Here is a 14,549-nt window from a genome sequence, read left to right on the forward strand (position 1 = left end):
CATCCTTCTGCGGACAGGGATGCTAGAATGTATCTAAAACGACTATTATTTATCAATGGCTCGAAATGTCCTACGTTGCCAGCATTCATATCTATCCGGTCAAGTCCCTTGACGGCATAGCAGTCAGTCAAGCACCTATTCTAGCCAGCGGAGCTCTAGAAGGCGATCGTTCTTTTGCAATCTGCGATGCAGCAGGAGAATTGGTTAACACTAAGCACAACAGCGGAGTCAGTTTTCTACGCTTATCCTTTGACATCAAAAAGAGAATTGCCGGTCTGAAAATTCAAGGCACCGAACAAGAAATATTTTTTCATGTAGATAGAGAACGCTTGGGAATAGAATCTTGGTTGAGCAGCTACTTTGGTTTCCCTGTCAAATTAATTGAAAACTTGCTTACAGGTTTTCCCGACAATACGGCTGCACCAGGGCCAAGCATTATCAGTACCGAAACAATTGCCGAAGTTGCATCTTGGTTTCCGAGAGTTTGCGTTAACGAGATGCGCCATCGCTTGCGAGCTAATATTGAAATAGGAGATGTCCCGGCTTTTTGGGAAGACCAACTTTTTCCACAAGCAGATGAAATTGTGAGGTTGAAAATAGGAACAGTAATATTTGAAGCTATTAATCCCGGTCAGCCATGTATCCTATCTACGCGAAATTATGCGACGCAAGCAAGCGATATAAATTTTAAAAATATACTAACAGCCAAGCAGAAGGAAATCATGCCTGACCTGGTAATAAAAGGGCATTTAAATCACTTTAGTCGGCTGATAGTTAACACGCGACTCGCACCTCAAGCAGCAGAAAAAATATTACACATAGGAGACGAAGTTGACATTCTCCGCGTCAGCAACTCTCTATTGAATACCATTTCTGATTAGTTGTAGGTTACGAGTCTGATCAAGCCGGCGGCAACTCCAAAGTAAGTTGACCCAAAACACCAGTTCTAAAATCGTTTAACATCTGCCGCGCCGTTCGTTCGACATCTCCTTTATACTTGTCTTTTGCGACCTCGTGCAAATAATCTTCACCATTACTAGAGGCTGGATCTAATTTATACCTGGATTTGAAACCAGATAGTGATATCAACGTGTCATCAGCCGCCTCCAGCCCTTGCAGCAAATCTACCATCGCTGCTGCTACTACCTGATTGTCGTAAGCTGCTTCGCCAATATCTTCGCAAATAGCTAATTTTATGGCATTTTCTTGATTGTTAATTCGGGTTGGGATCACTCCAGGCGCGTCTAATAATTCAATTTCGTCAGAAATGCGAATCCATCGGAGCGATTTAGTTACTCCAGCTCTGCGAGCACTATCTACCACTCTCCGCCCTAACAACCGATTAATTAGAGCAGATTTTCCCACATTGGGAAATCCCATTACCACTGCACGGACTGGACGGGGCAGCATACCTCGATCGAACCTTCTTTTATTTAGCTGCACGCCAGCATTCTGCACGGCATCCGCCACATCATGTACTCCGTGACCGTGCTCGGCATTAGTAAAATACGCAGTTTCCCCCTGGGACTCAAACCATGTTTCCCACGCCTCGCGCGATCGAGGTGTAATCATATCCATGCGGTTGATGACCAAGACTCGCGGCTTGCCGCCCACCCAGCTCGGCATTTGGGGGTGATAAGTAGCCAATGGAATGCGGGCATCTCGGACTTCGAGCACCACATCTACCCGCTTTAGCTGTTCTTTTAATGCCCGTTCAGCTTTGGCAATGTGACCGGGATACCAGTGAATTTTCATTAGTTAGTTGACTGTTGACTGTTGACTGTTGACTGTTGACTATTGTGATTGGTTAGTTGTGATTGGTTAGTTGACTGTTGACTGTTGTTATTGGTTAGTTCTTAGTTGTTAGTTCTTGAATGACAACTAACAACTGCCAACCGTCAACTGCCAACAGTCAACAGTCAACTGACTAAGGCACAATCAAAACTGCACAAGGAGACAGATTGATCACCCGATTGGTAACGCTGTCAGACGCCCCATCATCGGTTAAACCCATCCCCCGACAGCCCATCACAATCAAATCCGCCCCAATTTCGTCAGCCACATCGCAAATCGTGAAAGCTGGTTTGCCTTCCCGTTCGATGATTTCAGCTTCAATTCCCTGCTGGGAAAACATCGATTGGGCCTCAGAAAGCAGTTTGGCGACTGCTTCGGGGGAAGTCATCACCTCTCGCGCGGGGGCGTCGGCCTCCTCGGCTGGGGGCTCGACTACCGAGAGAATAACTAAACGAGCACCGTAGGTTTTTACGATATTGACCACCTTTTCGGCAGCTTCGCGGGCTTCTCGGCTTTGATCTACAGGAAATAAGACTGTCTTGAACATACTGCACATCTCCGGGACACGGACTCCGATAAAATGTTTAGGTTAAGCCAATCAGTGCCGTTTGTTCCATCTTCCGTTTTTTGTACGGGCGCGGTTGAATGCGTCCGAGGCCGGGGTGCAAGTTACCAGTGCCGCCATTTCAACGGAATTCGACAAAAACACACATATTAGGAGGTTAATCCTGTGACAAAAAAAACTGTAGCAAATTTATCGGCATCGGACTTATCGGGCAAACGGGTATTGGTGCGGGCGGACTTTAACGTGCCGCTCGACAACGGCAATATCACCGATGATACTCGCATCCGGGCGGCTCTGCCGACAATTCAAGATTTAGCGTCCAAGGGCGCTAAGGTGATTTTGTGCAGCCACTTCGGCCGTCCCAAGGGTGTGACGGAGAAGTTGCGCTTGACGCCGGTTGCGAAACGCCTGTCGGAATTGTTGGGTAAAGAGGTCAAAAAGACTGACGACTGCATCGGTGATGAAGTCGCTGCTACAGTAGCCGGGATGCAAGATGGCGATGTGCTGTTGCTGGAAAATGTCCGCTTCTACCCAGAGGAGGAGGCAAACGACCCAGAATTTGCTAAGAAGTTAGCTTCTGTGGCCGATTTGTATGTCAATGATGCTTTTGGTACTGCTCACCGAGCTCACGCTTCTACTGAGGGGGTTACTAAGTATCTGAGTCCTTCTGTGGCTGGGTTTTTGATGGAGAAAGAACTGCAATATCTCGGCAGTGCGATCGACAATCCTCAGCGTCCTTTAGCTGCTATAATCGGCGGTTCTAAGGTTTCCAGCAAGATTGGAGTCATTGAAAAACTGCTCGAAAAGTGCGACAAACTGCTGTTGGGCGGTGGCATGGTTTTCACGTTCTACAAAGCTCGTGGCTTGAACGTTGGCAAGTCTTTGGTGGAAGAGGACAAGCTGGAACTGGCTAAGTCTTTGGAAGCTAAGGCGAAGGAACGGGGAGTTACTTTTCTGTTACCTACTGATGTGGTAGTTGCTGACAAGTTTGCTGCTGATGCTAACACTCAAACTGTTCCTGTAGAAAGCATCCCCGACGGTTGGATGGGTTTGGATATCGGCCCGGATTCAGTAAAAACTTTCCAAGATGCTTTGGCCGATTGCAAAACGGTCATCTGGAACGGGCCGATGGGCGTGTTTGAGATGGAGAAGTTTGCTGTGGGAACTGAAGGTATTGCTCATTCTTTGGCTGGACTTACTAAAACTGGTACTACCACAATTATCGGTGGTGGTGACTCGGTGGCGGCTGTTGAACAGTTGAATTTAGGTGAACAAATGAGCCACATTTCTACGGGTGGCGGTGCTAGTTTGGAGCTGCTCGAAGGTAAGGAATTGCCGGGTGTTGCTGCTTTAGATGAAGCTTAATTAAGTTAAGTAGGGCGGGCTTTGCCCGCCTTGCTGGAAGCAGGTCTATATCTTTGGCTGCGAATCATTTTTTTGAATATTTACCGCAGAGGGCGCAGAGAACGCAGAGGAAGAGAAAAGAGAGAAGGATATCGGTTTTAAGTCTATAGTTTGCTAGTATAATTTGTTTGAAGTAGCAGTGAGGTTTGTTTGTGAAACTTAAACTCTTGGCAACTGTAACGGCAAGTTTAGCTTTGTTTGGGCTGGCAGCTCCCGTTCAAGCTCAAAATCCCGATCATGTTAGGCAATTGCTGGAAACTAAAGAGTGCGAAGGCTGTGACTTGAGAAATGCTGATTTGTTTAAGGCTAGCTTGTACAGAGCTAATTTAAGAGGAGCGGATTTAAGCGGAGCAAATCTCTATGAAGCTAATTTGCTGGAAGCGGATTTAAGTGAGGCTAATTTGGCAAATGCTAACTTAGTTAATGCGGAGATGTACGGGGCTGAATTGAATGGTGCTAATCTGCGAAATGCGGATTTGTCTAATGCTTTTTTGGGGCGAGCGAATTTGACGAGTGCGGATTTGCGCGGTGCTAAGCTTTTTAATGCGAATCTGGGCGAAGCTTATCTGCTGCAAGCTAATTTGTCGAATGCCGATTTGAGGCGTTCGCTGCTGTTTAGAGTTAATTTGCATCGTGCGAATTTAAGCGGAGCGGATATGTCTTTCGCGGATGTGCGTGATACTAATTTGCAGAATGCTATTTTGTCAAATACTAGGCTTCCTGGGGCTCAATTGGCCGGGACAAATATTGATGCGGCGAATAACGTGCGGCAGGGTGATTTGGAACGTGCCAACTTCCGGGGTACGAATTTTGGGCCAGGGGTTTGTGTGATAACTAATTATCCTTATTGTGTTTTGAATGTGGAATAATCTGCCTGCTGAGTGCGTCAGCCTCCATGATTTTGGCAGCTACCGGAGTTTTTGACGCCGCCCAAAAATGGATACAAGCCCGCGACTTAAGTCGTGGAAAGATCAAAATTTTAGACTAAAGTTTTAGCTCCCCAATGAATCTGTGGAATAAATCTCAAGTCTAAAATATAAAATCTAAAATCGACTAACCCGGCCCAAAAACGGATACAATCCCGCGACTTAAGTCGTGGAAAGATCAAAATTTTAGACTAAAGTTTTAGCTCCCAGATGAATCTGTGGAATAAATCTAAAATCTAAAATCTAAAATCTAAAATCTAAAATCGACTGGCTGGCTGGCTGGCGCACCCTAGGTTGAACTCCGAGTTAAGTTTGAGGTGGTTTGTATCCTCTTTCTAGGGCAAATCTCACAAGCTGGGCACGATTTTCTAACTGTAATTTGCTGAAAATGCTGCCTAAATGAGCTTGCACAGTCCGGGGGCTAATAAACAGCCGATCGCTAATTTGTTTGTTAGTATAACCCTGGATAACCTCCCAAAAAACTCTTTCCTCGGCTGGTGTTAAAGGCAAAGGTGCAGGTGCTGGCAAGACTGGCACAAATTGTGGTTCCACCGCCCTACCGCTAGAAGTTTGCAGCAGTCGGACAATCTCGGCGTGAATGCGGTGAGAGCGCTCTAACTGCGCTTTTACCTTAGCTAAGATTTCTTCAGACTGAAAAGGTTTTACCAGATAATCGTCACCGCCGATCGAATGACCTTCAACTTTTGACTCCAACTCGCCTTGACCCGACAAAAATATAAAGGGGACTAACTGTCCCAAACGGGTAGTTCGCAAACGGCGACAAAACTCAAACCCGTCCATTTCCGGCATCATGACATCTGAAATTACCAAATCTGGGGGGGCATTTTCAAACATCGAGAGCGCCTCAGCCCCTGAATTAGCGCATTCCACCCGATATCCTTGACTTTCCAGGTACATTGCTAAGACTGTTTGACAGTCTGCTTCGTCGTCCACCACTAATATTCTTTCCATGACAGGCTTGCACCAATTCCAGTTGGACAGTTATTGAAACTGCCAGTCCCAAAGTAGGAACTTAATTGAGTTTACCTGCTGCAACTTAATAAAGGCTTGCAATTTCAAGACGCCACAATTTCTCAAATAGTCCAATTAGGGGCGCCTAGCGCCTAAAAGGGGAAGCAATAGAGCAATATGGGGAACAATCTCTTTCTTTGATTGGCCTATCATCAAAAGCTACAACTTTTTACGAAGAAGCGTCAACTTTTATGCCGAAAATAGAAGGTAAAAGAAAGAATTTTATCCTATAAAACAGAAATTTTGGTGACACTTACACTATTCCTAGACCCGACATTGAAAGGTTTTTAGATTTTTCGGGTTCAGACACAGGTACAAAAGGAACAACGCGACCAGGTGCTGCTGGCGGCGGCGCGAACAAACTTGGGTCGGCAACCAACATACTTTCAATTATCGCTGCTGGTTCGGGGCGACTGAACAGATACCCCTGCATGATATCGCACTGATGTTGTTTCAAAAAATCTAGTTCTGCTTCTGTTTCCACTCCCTCAGCAATTACAGTCATGTTCAAACTGTGACCCAGTAAAATTACTGCTGTAGTAATAGCAGCATTTTGAGCATCTTCGTTGGCATTACGGACGAAAATTCGATCGATCTTTAAACTGTCAAAAGCAAATTGCTTGAGATATCCTAAAGTAGCGTAACCGGTGCCGAAGTCGTCAATAGCAATCCGAATCCCTAGAGCTTTAAGTTCGTTTAAAGTAGCGCCTGCTACTGTCGCATTTTCCACCAAAGCGCTTTCGGTCATTTCTAATTCTAAATTAGCAGGATCTAAACCTGTAGTTTCCAATATTTGCACGATTCGCGCCTTGAGTTCCGGATCTGACAACTGTCGCGCAGACAAATTTACTGATATTGTAAAGGGCGAAAACCCTGCAGCCAGCCAACTAGCGGCTTGAGCGCAAGCTGAAAGCAGTACCCACTCCCCAATCTGAATAATTAAACCTGTTTCTTCTGCTAAGGGAATAAATTCGACGGGAGAAATTATACCTCGATCGGGATTTTGCCAGCGCACTAAAGCTTCGGCGCCGATAACTTGACCGGTCGCAATATTCACTTGTGGCTGATAGTATACCTGAAACTCACCTTGTGCCAAAGCGTGGCGCAGCAAAGCTTCGAGAGCAAACTTTTCAGGAGAGAGAGTTGTAACCTTGGTGGAGTCGTTAACTAAATCTTTGAGTCTGGCTTCTGCTTGGTGAAGCGCGACTGTCAGCGGTTGAGTAATAGTTTGCCGTTTCAAGACGCGAGAAGCAATGGCTCCCAGCAATTCAGCCTTGGTAAACGGCTTTGTCAGGTAATCGTCTGCCCCCAATTCCATCCCCCGACGAAAATCGGTTTTGTCACTTTGAGCCGTGAGGAAAATAAATGGAATTGTTGCAGCTAGAGAGTTTTGCCGCAGAGTCCGCAACACGTCATAACCGTCGAGTTCCGGCATCTGCACATCGCACAAAATTAAATCCGGTATCTCCGAAAGTGCCATCTGCACCCCAGCTCGACCGTTCTCGGCCGCAATGACCCGGTAGCTGTGAGATTCCAGAAGTTGCAGAAGAGTTTCCCGGATTAATTCGTCGTCTTCAATTACCAAAATTTTGAGCATGATACTTAGATAACAGATGCCACTATATATCTGAACCTGACTAACTCTAGCATACTCAAACTAGGGAATTAGTAATTGGGCCAATTAGCCAATAAATGATTAGCCAAATGGCTGAATATTTTCCCTCGGTTCTTAAGTCACAATCAAAGAACTGCCCAAATTGGGAAAATTTCGATCTCTTTCAAAAGCAGAAAACTGCTGCGCCCTACTCGTTCGATAAACTTTTATTACAAAATCCCCAATATTTCTCATAAAAAAATTAGCGAACAGTTTCAGTGCGCCGATGGCGAAAATTACTCAGACTATCACTTATATGATGTCCGGTTAATTGTTCATAATTAGTCCGTGTTTGTACGGAAAACTAGAGTTTTATCTCCATAGATGAATCAGGATGCAGCATCCTGATTCATCCAAAAAAAGATACTTGCTTTCAGACAACAGTAGTGGAGAGATAAAAATTTTAGATTAAGGTTCAATCTCCCAGATTCATCTGTGAAGTAAATCTAACATCTAAAATCGATTAACGGAGAACTTAATTATGGTTCTCTAACCCGAAATCCTATTATGCGGTGCCTTAATTCACAGGCTTAGTGGAATTCGCGCAAAACTTGGAATCTACAATTGCAGAAGTGATACTGACAGCGTGCATGGATGATGACGGAATTATCCGGTCTTGCGGAACTACCACGGTCTTTTTACAAACCAGCTCGCTACTGCCTACAGAGGCAAAGTTCCAAGCATAAAATTCGGGATTGCTGACTGTCGCATTGGCCGGATGTAAACCTAGTGCAGTCACTAATACTAATCCCAAAGTCACTAAAGCTACGATCGCGAATCTCAGCATATTCTTTCTTTGAACAGGAAAACTTACCTGATTGGTATTACCTTATTATTGCCTGGGTGGATCGAGAGCGTCAACAGATTTTAGATTTTAGATTTTAGATTTTAGATTTTGGATTTTAGCATTGACCCCACGGATAAATTCGGGGGCTCCTTTATCGGATACAGATTTTTTATTTCTGGACGGATGAATCACGTGGCGGGTATCCTGGATGCTTGATTGTCAATAGCAGTTATTCGGCAGTCAGGTTCAACTCGTAAGGGATCGGCTCAGATGCTTGAGAAACTACCACGAATTCATAAAAACCAGTATCATCCAGCAATCCTGACCAACTAAGTCCTTCTGCATCTTCCAGCAAAGCTCGCGCGCCCTTTGTCCGCCCCGGAGTATAAATTGACAGTAGGGTAGATTTGCGCGGTGCTTGCAAATTCACGCGCAAAGTTTGATTTTGAGCGAACCTGGCAATGTAAGCTTTCCCTTCTCCGGGTTTGAGATTGCCTGCGAGGCTTTTGCTCTTCGATAGGCGGTCAAATTCAACGCTTTCGACAGTTGCTCCAGCTTGTAAGGCTTCGAGTTCGTCGGCGGTAATTGCTTGCCAAATTTGTCCGATCGGCAAACCAATGATATTGCGATCGCGCGGCTGTTGTGGAAACCAATAAAAGAACCTAGCATCAGCCAAATCGTACAAAGCCCGACTACTCAAATTCAGCTTGTTAACCTCAGTTTTCCAGCGATCGATATCAGTGGTGTCGTAAGTGCCCAACCGTGATCTAGCGTCGCTGCTGAGATTTTCCAGCTTGTCGAGCAACTCCTCGCCGATTTTCTGCCATCTTTCGCGCCACTGGCGATCTTCCTCGCCTTCTTTTAACAATCGTCCCCCCAATTCCGGGTATTTGGCATAGAAAGTCTCGTCCACAAGGTTGACGTAACCGTTATAGAATCGATCGTCAATTTTGAGCTTGACAAAGCGATCTTGCAAAGCATCTTCTTGCTGCTGCTTCGGGCTTGAAGGCTGGGGAACTTTCTGCACTTTTGATTGCAGATTTAACAAAGAATTGCCCGCCAACCAGCCAACTCCCCCCATACTTGAGAGCACCGCCACCACGAACAAAACCATTTTCCAAGCAGGCATTTTTTGCTGATTGCCAATAGCAGCAACTCGCACCGGAGTTCCCGGCAGTTTTGGTGTGGGAGCGGGCACGGGTATAGGCGAGAAATCTGGTGGCTGGGTGATACCAAAATCCGGGGCTGGTGGCAAAGGTGGCTGTAACGGCGGATTGCCGGAGAGAGCGAGCATTACCTCGCGAGCCGAGGAGTAACGCTGGCTCGGCTCCTGAGCAAGCATTTTCTCCAGCACCAGGGACAAATTCGGAGACAGAGAACATTCCCCCCGCCAGTTCCAATTCAGGGTATGGCTGTCGAGCAATTGATGGGGTTCCTTCCCAGTCAGCAACACCAAAACCGTGGCCGCCAGAGCGTACAAATCGCTGTGGGGAGAGACAATGCCCATCTGCATCTGTTCGACGGGAGCATAGCCGAGCTTGCCGATGCGAGTCGCGGGGGCGAGAGTGCCGTTAGCCTCAGCGAATAGAGACTCTACGGTGGCGGCGACTTGTTTTACTCCGCCAAAGTCGATCAGCACGGGCATCCCGTCAGAACTCCGCAGAATCAGGTTGTCCGGGGAGATGTCGCGGTGAATCACTCCCAAAGAGTGAATGTATTCGAGCACGGGCAAAATCTGCAGCAGTAATTGATTGATTTCTGCTTCTATGAACCGCAAACCCTGACGCTTGCGGGCGTCGAGCAGAAAGCGGTAAGTTTGACCGGGCACGTAGTCTTGGACGAAAAATAGGTAGCCTCGATCGCTGATACTGACGCGGAAGAGTTCGCGAAAGCGGGGAATTTGATTGTGTTGCAGCTTGTAGAGCACTCCCGCTTCCCGCTCGAACAGTTCCTCGGATTTTTGTAAAGCGTAACTTCCATGTACTTGGGGCGCAAATTCTTTTAAAACGCAGGGTTCGTTAAATCGGTGGGCGTCTTCAGCCAGGTAGGTGCGTCCGAAGCCTCCGTGTCCCAATTCGCGGACGATGCGGTAGTGGTTGTTGAGAGTTATGCCGGGGTAGATGGGATTGTTCATTGGAACTTGCTGCGTCGGATTTTCACGCTTGACTGAGACTGGGAGTTTTGGGCGATCGCTGATTTAATCTTGCCATAGTGTGTCAGTGTTGATTAGTCGATCGGCAGCTTGGCTATCCCCTGTGGTTATTGTGAAAACAGCGGTTTCGTGCTATGGAAGTTTATCTACTGCGCCATTTTTTCGATCGACCTCAAAGTGTGTTCAAATTTTTAGCGTCCAGCCCAATGTGCGATCGGGCGTTAGCGCTACTAATTGAATCTTGAGCGATCGAGGTGCAAAATACGCATTTTAAGGAGCAAATCATGCAGCCAGAACAGCGTCAGCGAGCAATTGGGGCGTTTGAAGAGTTTTTGAGGGCGCCACTTGAGGAACGATTGCAACACCAGCAGAGTCGAGTTGCCGAATCCGAGGCGATCGCCCTTTTCCAAAAAGTCGCTGCCACAGTACCAGCTTACCAGACTTTCCTAGCTGAACATAACATCAATCCCGCCTCAATTCAAACCTTTGAAGACTTCCAAAAATTGCCGCTAATTACCAAAGAGAATTATTTACGCTGTTACCCGCTACCTCAGTTGTGCCACCAGGGCAAATTAGAAACTTGCGATTTCATTGCTGTTTCATCTGGTTCGACAGGAAACCCGACATTTTGGCCGCGTTTTATCAGCGACGAATTGCAAATTGCCACTCGTTTTGAACAAATATTTCACGACAGTTTTTACGCCGACAATCGCTCAACTTTAGCTGTCATTTGCTTTACGTTAGGTACTTGGGTAGGCGGAATGTACACGGCAAATTGCTGCCGCTATCTAGCGAGTAAGGGTTATCCTGTTACAGTTGTGACGCCTGGGAATAATAAGACTGAAATATTTCGAGTTGTGCAGGAACTTGGGGAGCATTTCGAGCAAGTAGTTTTGTTGGGATATCCGCCGTTTATCAAGGATGTGATTGATACCGGAATTGCTGGGGGGGTGGAGTGGCAAAAATATCGAATTAAGATGGTGTTTGCGGGGGAAGTGTTTAGCGAAGAATGGCGGAGTTTGGTTAGCGATCGCACTAATTCTGACAATCTATATTACAACTCTGCGAGCCTTTACGGTACTGCCGATGCGGGCGTTTTGGGCAACGAGACACCGCTGAGCATTTGCATCCGCCGCTTTTTAGCCAACAATCCAGAAGCAGCACGCAATTTATTCGGGGAATCGCGGTTGCCAACGCTGGTGCAGTACGATCCGAAAAGCCGCTTTTTTGAAGTGAATAATGACGGCACGTTGTTATTTTCTGGCGACAACGGTATTCCGCTAATACGCTATCATATCTCGGATAATGGCGGTTTAATTTCTTACGAAGCAATGCTTAATTTTTTGGCTGAATGGGGATTTAACCCTGTTGCAAGTTTGCAGCAAGCAGCAGGTATGAAAGTTTCTGATTTCCCCAGAGGAATTCGCTGCTTGCCATTTGTCTATGTATTCGGGCGATCGCACTTTACCGTTTCCTACTTCGGTGCTAACATTTACCCAGAAAATGTCACCGTAGGTTTAGAAGTTCCCACGATTCGGGAATGGGTAACGGGAAAATTTGTATTGCAAGTCAAGGAAGATGCGGATCAAAATCGCTTTTTATCGGTGGTTGTGGAATTAGCAGCGGGGGTGGAGGGCGACGAGGAGATGCAGCAGGCGATCGCATCTTCAATTCTCGCGCAATTGCGGCGGCTAAACAGCGAATTTGCTAATTACGTGCCGCCAGAATATCAGTTACCTGTGGTGACATTAACTGCGATGGGCGATGCGGAGTATTTTCCGATTGGGGTGAAGCACCGATACACGCGACAGTAAACCGTGTTTTTGTGAGTAGGACGATCGCTAAATTGTATCGGGATCAATATTTAATTCTCGCAGTTTCGCGGCCAGGCGATCGGCTCGTTGAATCTCCCTTCCTGCAACCTCTTCAGGAGTAGGGACAAGCTCTCCTTCTGCTGTAAAGAAACGCAATTTTCCGCCACAAATTCCGAGACTCAAATCGAGTTGTTGACTCCGCAGATGCCCGGATTCGTTCGGTGTGATCGGTTGATATTCCCCGTCAAGTAAATGAAACCCAGCTAATTCTAAAGTTTCTGGGTCAAACCAAAAGTAGTCGTGAGTGCGAAAAGTATCTTGATAGAGTTGTTTTTTAAAGTTTTTGTCTATATCCGCTGTTTGGGGAGACAGGATTTCTATGATAATATTAGGGTACTTTCCGTCTTCATCCCAAACTACCCAGCTTTTCCGAGTTTTTCTTTCTGTTCCGAGTACCACAAAAAAGTCTGGGCCTCGGAAGTCTTTCGATTTGAGTTGCTTGGGACTGTAATAAATGGTGAGGTTTCCAGCAGCATAGAAATCATTTCTATCTCGCCATACCCATTCTAGACAGTTGAGGAGTAGGATTATTTGTCGGAGATGCAGTTCTGTTTCCACGGGAGGTTCGTCACTGTATAAATCGCCTGAAGGAAAGATAACATTTTCTGGTATCTCTTGTTCTGGTATTTCTTGGGTAGTAGCTAATTCTGCGGTTGCGGACATGGCTGCTGGGTGAGGAGTAAGAGGTTGTGTGTCTATTTTAGCAAGCTTTTCATATCTCTGCCGAGCACTATTCTGAAAGCCCGATCGCGCTTTTTGCCGAAAAACGCGATCGAACAGCGAACAATTAGTCTTTAACTATTAGCAATTATCGTTTTATTGACCGTCAGTTTGTCTGAGAGCCGCCAGAACTTCCGGTCGTTTCATGCGCGCGTAGCCCCGCACTTTCCTGTCTTTGCCGATCGCCTTCAAGCGTCTCAGCGAAAGACTTTCGTAGTCATCCTCTGGGGACGGGGACGGAAACGGCAACTCCAACTGCAACTGCGGTAACTGAGGTTTCTGCTGTGCTTTCGACTGCTTCTTCGGCTGCGTTTTTGACTGCTTCTTCGGCGGTGCATCGGGCTGTATTTCTGAGTGCGTAGCTGTGGCTCCCAGTTGGTGGCGGAGCGTTTTGATTTGATTTTTCAGGTCATTTTCTACTTCTTCAATGGCGTCGGAAACAAACTGATTAATTGTTTCGACTGTGCGTTCTAATTTTATTGATAGCAGTTTTTCCAGTTCATCCAACTGTCTCAAAGCACCTTCAAGATTTACCTCAGAAATAACAACCGATGTTGGCGGACGGTTGCTGCTCGATTGTTCAATTTTTTTAGCCATTTTATCTACCTTTTCATGAAATGCTTTTTCTACTTGTTCGAGCAAATGCTTAATCTGTTCTATTTGATTACGCTCAAAGTTCTGCTCAGTTAGAGCTTTTACGTGCTTTTTTAGCAGGTCTTCATTTTTTTTAACAGATTGTTCTATTTGTTTTGTTAGACTATCTATCTTTTTTTGAAATGATAGCTCAAATTGTTGCAGTAGAGTCTCAATTTGTGCCGTTTTAGGAGTCGGTTGCGGAGCTAAATGTTCCATTTCAGCTTGAGCAACAGCGACCTCCTCGTCGGTCATTTCAAATACCCAGGCCCACATTTGCTCGATGCCAAGTTCTTTAGCAACAATACACCAATCTGAGCCGCAGACCACTTCATATTCTTCTTCGTTGCTGTAAGCTTCGGTAGGGCGTACAATTAAAGGAATTAAGTTGCTGCCTTGCTCGATCAGACTTCTCCTGAGAGCTTCGCGACGTTCGCGAGGAATTTCGCCCCGCTGAGGCTCTGGTACTGCTATTTGGGAAGTGTAAATCTGACTGTGACTAATGGGCTTAATCCGCAAATATTCAACTATTCGGTTTTGATCGGACGATCGATCCATCTTGTTACAAGTCCCCTTTTGTCATTAAAATCTGCTGTGTAGGTATTTATGTATGTTTGCACTTTACAGCCGGCGTTTTAAGGGATGCAGGACTAACCCAAGAACTCAAATTGTAAGGTGCGAGACAAACACCTTACCCAGACCGTCGTAAGTTAAAGGGTTTCTTGGGCTGAGTCTTCCAAGTCTGCGATCGAACTCGGTTATCTGGGGGAGATATGCCGTTGCTGCTGTAACTGTGCGGCTGGCTGTGCGGTGACAGCCCGATCGGCAAAAGTTACTGCAATTCCTAAAAAAGCGACTGTGATGAGTTTAACTGCCTGCGGGACACCAAGCATACACTGCTTTACTCATCTTTACTTTTTTACTTTTTTTGGCATCAGGGCGATCGGGCTGACGTTGCGAATTACGATCGCAATTTCGATTTATACGAAAGCCAGCTTTAATATCGTC

At 46.1% G+C, this 14,549-nt stretch carries 13 protein-coding genes; 4 read left to right on the forward strand and 9 right to left on the reverse strand.

Annotated features, from left to right (window positions below; all coding sequences use genetic code 11):
• The first annotated feature begins 65 nt into the window (after positions 1-65).
• Complete coding sequence (locus tag Q5691_RS16735; protein WP_333212762.1) at positions 66-881, forward strand: MOSC N-terminal beta barrel domain-containing protein; 816 nt, start codon at positions 66-68, stop codon at positions 879-881.
• A gap of 19 nt (positions 882-900) precedes the next feature.
• Here the strand turns inward: Q5691_RS16735 and ylqF are convergent, their stop codons facing one another.
• The gene (gene ylqF, locus Q5691_RS16740) at positions 901-1,755 is read right to left on the reverse strand and encodes a ribosome biogenesis GTPase YlqF (protein WP_333212760.1); all 855 of its coding nucleotides are present in this window, start codon (positions 1,753-1,755) and stop codon (positions 901-903) included.
• A gap of 172 nt (positions 1,756-1,927) precedes the next feature.
• Positions 1,928-2,341, reverse strand: coding sequence for a universal stress protein (locus Q5691_RS16745; RefSeq protein WP_333151871.1), 414 nt, complete (start codon positions 2,339-2,341; stop codon positions 1,928-1,930).
• Between the two features lie 183 nt (positions 2,342-2,524).
• On the opposite strand from Q5691_RS16745, the gene Q5691_RS16750 reads away from it, so the two are divergent.
• Together Q5691_RS16750 and Q5691_RS16755 are read left to right on the forward strand one after the other, a co-directional pair.
• Positions 2,525-3,724, forward strand: a complete 1,200-nt coding sequence (locus tag Q5691_RS16750; RefSeq protein WP_333212758.1) for a phosphoglycerate kinase — start codon at positions 2,525-2,527, stop codon at positions 3,722-3,724.
• A gap of 191 nt (positions 3,725-3,915) precedes the next feature.
• Positions 3,916-4,632 carry a pentapeptide repeat-containing protein gene (locus Q5691_RS16755; RefSeq protein WP_333212757.1) on the forward strand — a complete coding sequence of 239 codons (717 nt, stop codon included), beginning with the start codon at positions 3,916-3,918 and terminating at the stop codon, positions 4,630-4,632.
• Between the two features lie 363 nt (positions 4,633-4,995).
• On the opposite strand, the gene Q5691_RS16760 is transcribed toward Q5691_RS16755, so the two are convergent.
• From Q5691_RS16760 to Q5691_RS16775, 4 genes are all read right to left on the reverse strand, one after another.
• Positions 4,996-5,661 (reverse strand): response regulator, encoded by a 666-nt coding sequence (locus Q5691_RS16760; protein WP_333212756.1) that lies wholly within the window; start codon positions 5,659-5,661, stop codon positions 4,996-4,998.
• Between the two features lie 313 nt (positions 5,662-5,974).
• Complete coding sequence (locus tag Q5691_RS16765) at positions 5,975-7,318, reverse strand: EAL domain-containing response regulator (protein WP_333212754.1); 1,344 nt, start codon at positions 7,316-7,318, stop codon at positions 5,975-5,977.
• A 574-nt stretch (positions 7,319-7,892) separates the two neighbouring features.
• The gene (locus Q5691_RS16770) at positions 7,893-8,162 is read right to left on the reverse strand and encodes a hypothetical protein (protein WP_333212752.1); all 270 of its coding nucleotides are present in this window, start codon (positions 8,160-8,162) and stop codon (positions 7,893-7,895) included.
• Between the two features lie 229 nt (positions 8,163-8,391).
• Positions 8,392-10,296: a serine/threonine-protein kinase gene (locus tag Q5691_RS16775; RefSeq protein ID WP_333309397.1), complete on the reverse strand. Its 1,905-nt coding sequence runs from the start codon at positions 10,294-10,296 to the stop codon at positions 8,392-8,394.
• 302 nt (positions 10,297-10,598) lie between these two features.
• Between Q5691_RS16775 and Q5691_RS16780 the strand changes: the two genes are divergently transcribed.
• A complete protein-coding gene (locus Q5691_RS16780) occupies positions 10,599-12,128 on the forward strand; it encodes a phenylacetate--CoA ligase family protein (protein WP_333345737.1) in 1,530 nt (509 codons plus the stop codon).
• Positions 12,129-12,155: 27 nt separating this feature from the next.
• Here the strand turns inward: Q5691_RS16780 and Q5691_RS16785 are convergent, their stop codons facing one another.
• From Q5691_RS16785 to Q5691_RS16795, 3 genes are all read right to left on the reverse strand, one after another.
• Positions 12,156-12,851, reverse strand: a complete 696-nt coding sequence (locus Q5691_RS16785) for a Uma2 family endonuclease (protein ID WP_333345740.1) — start codon at positions 12,849-12,851, stop codon at positions 12,156-12,158.
• 153 nt (positions 12,852-13,004) lie between these two features.
• Positions 13,005-14,099, reverse strand: a complete 1,095-nt coding sequence (locus Q5691_RS16790; protein ID WP_333345743.1) for a Rho termination factor (modular protein) — start codon at positions 14,097-14,099, stop codon at positions 13,005-13,007.
• A 200-nt stretch (positions 14,100-14,299) separates the two neighbouring features.
• Complete coding sequence (locus Q5691_RS16795) at positions 14,300-14,434, reverse strand: hypothetical protein (protein ID WP_333212740.1); 135 nt, start codon at positions 14,432-14,434, stop codon at positions 14,300-14,302.
• Between the last annotated feature and the right edge of the window lie 115 nt (positions 14,435-14,549).

Origin of the sequence: Microcoleus sp. w1-18aA5 (assembly GCF_036701705.1) — a bacterium.
In the GTDB taxonomy this organism is placed as follows: Bacteria; Cyanobacteriota; Cyanobacteriia; order Cyanobacteriales; family Microcoleaceae; genus Microcoleus.

Bases quoted from the DNA above. Each gene is read 5' to 3' on its own strand.
- Q5691_RS16760 (WP_333212756.1), bottom strand. From the start codon at position 5,661: ATGGAAAGAATATTAGTGGTGGACGACGAAGCAGACTGTCAAACAGTC.
- Q5691_RS16790 (WP_333345743.1), bottom strand. From the start codon at position 14,099: ATGGATCGATCGTCCGATCAAAACCGAATAGTTGAATATTTGCGGATT.
- Q5691_RS16785 (WP_333345740.1), bottom strand. From the start codon at position 12,851: ATGTCCGCAACCGCAGAATTAGCTACTACCCAAGAAATACCAGAACAA.
- ylqF (WP_333212760.1), bottom strand. From the start codon at position 1,755: ATGAAAATTCACTGGTATCCCGGTCACATTGCCAAAGCTGAACGGGCA.
- Q5691_RS16775 (WP_333309397.1), bottom strand. From the start codon at position 10,296: ATGAACAATCCCATCTACCCCGGCATAACTCTCAACAACCACTACCGC.
- Q5691_RS16780 (WP_333345737.1), top strand. From the start codon at position 10,599: ATGCAGCCAGAACAGCGTCAGCGAGCAATTGGGGCGTTTGAAGAGTTT.
- Q5691_RS16735 (WP_333212762.1), top strand. From the start codon at position 66: ATGTCCTACGTTGCCAGCATTCATATCTATCCGGTCAAGTCCCTTGAC.
- Q5691_RS16795 (WP_333212740.1), bottom strand. From the start codon at position 14,434: ATGCTTGGTGTCCCGCAGGCAGTTAAACTCATCACAGTCGCTTTTTTA.
- Q5691_RS16745 (WP_333151871.1), bottom strand. From the start codon at position 2,341: ATGTTCAAGACAGTCTTATTTCCTGTAGATCAAAGCCGAGAAGCCCGC.
- Q5691_RS16765 (WP_333212754.1), bottom strand. From the start codon at position 7,318: ATGCTCAAAATTTTGGTAATTGAAGACGACGAATTAATCCGGGAAACT.
- Q5691_RS16770 (WP_333212752.1), bottom strand. From the start codon at position 8,162: ATGCTGAGATTCGCGATCGTAGCTTTAGTGACTTTGGGATTAGTATTA.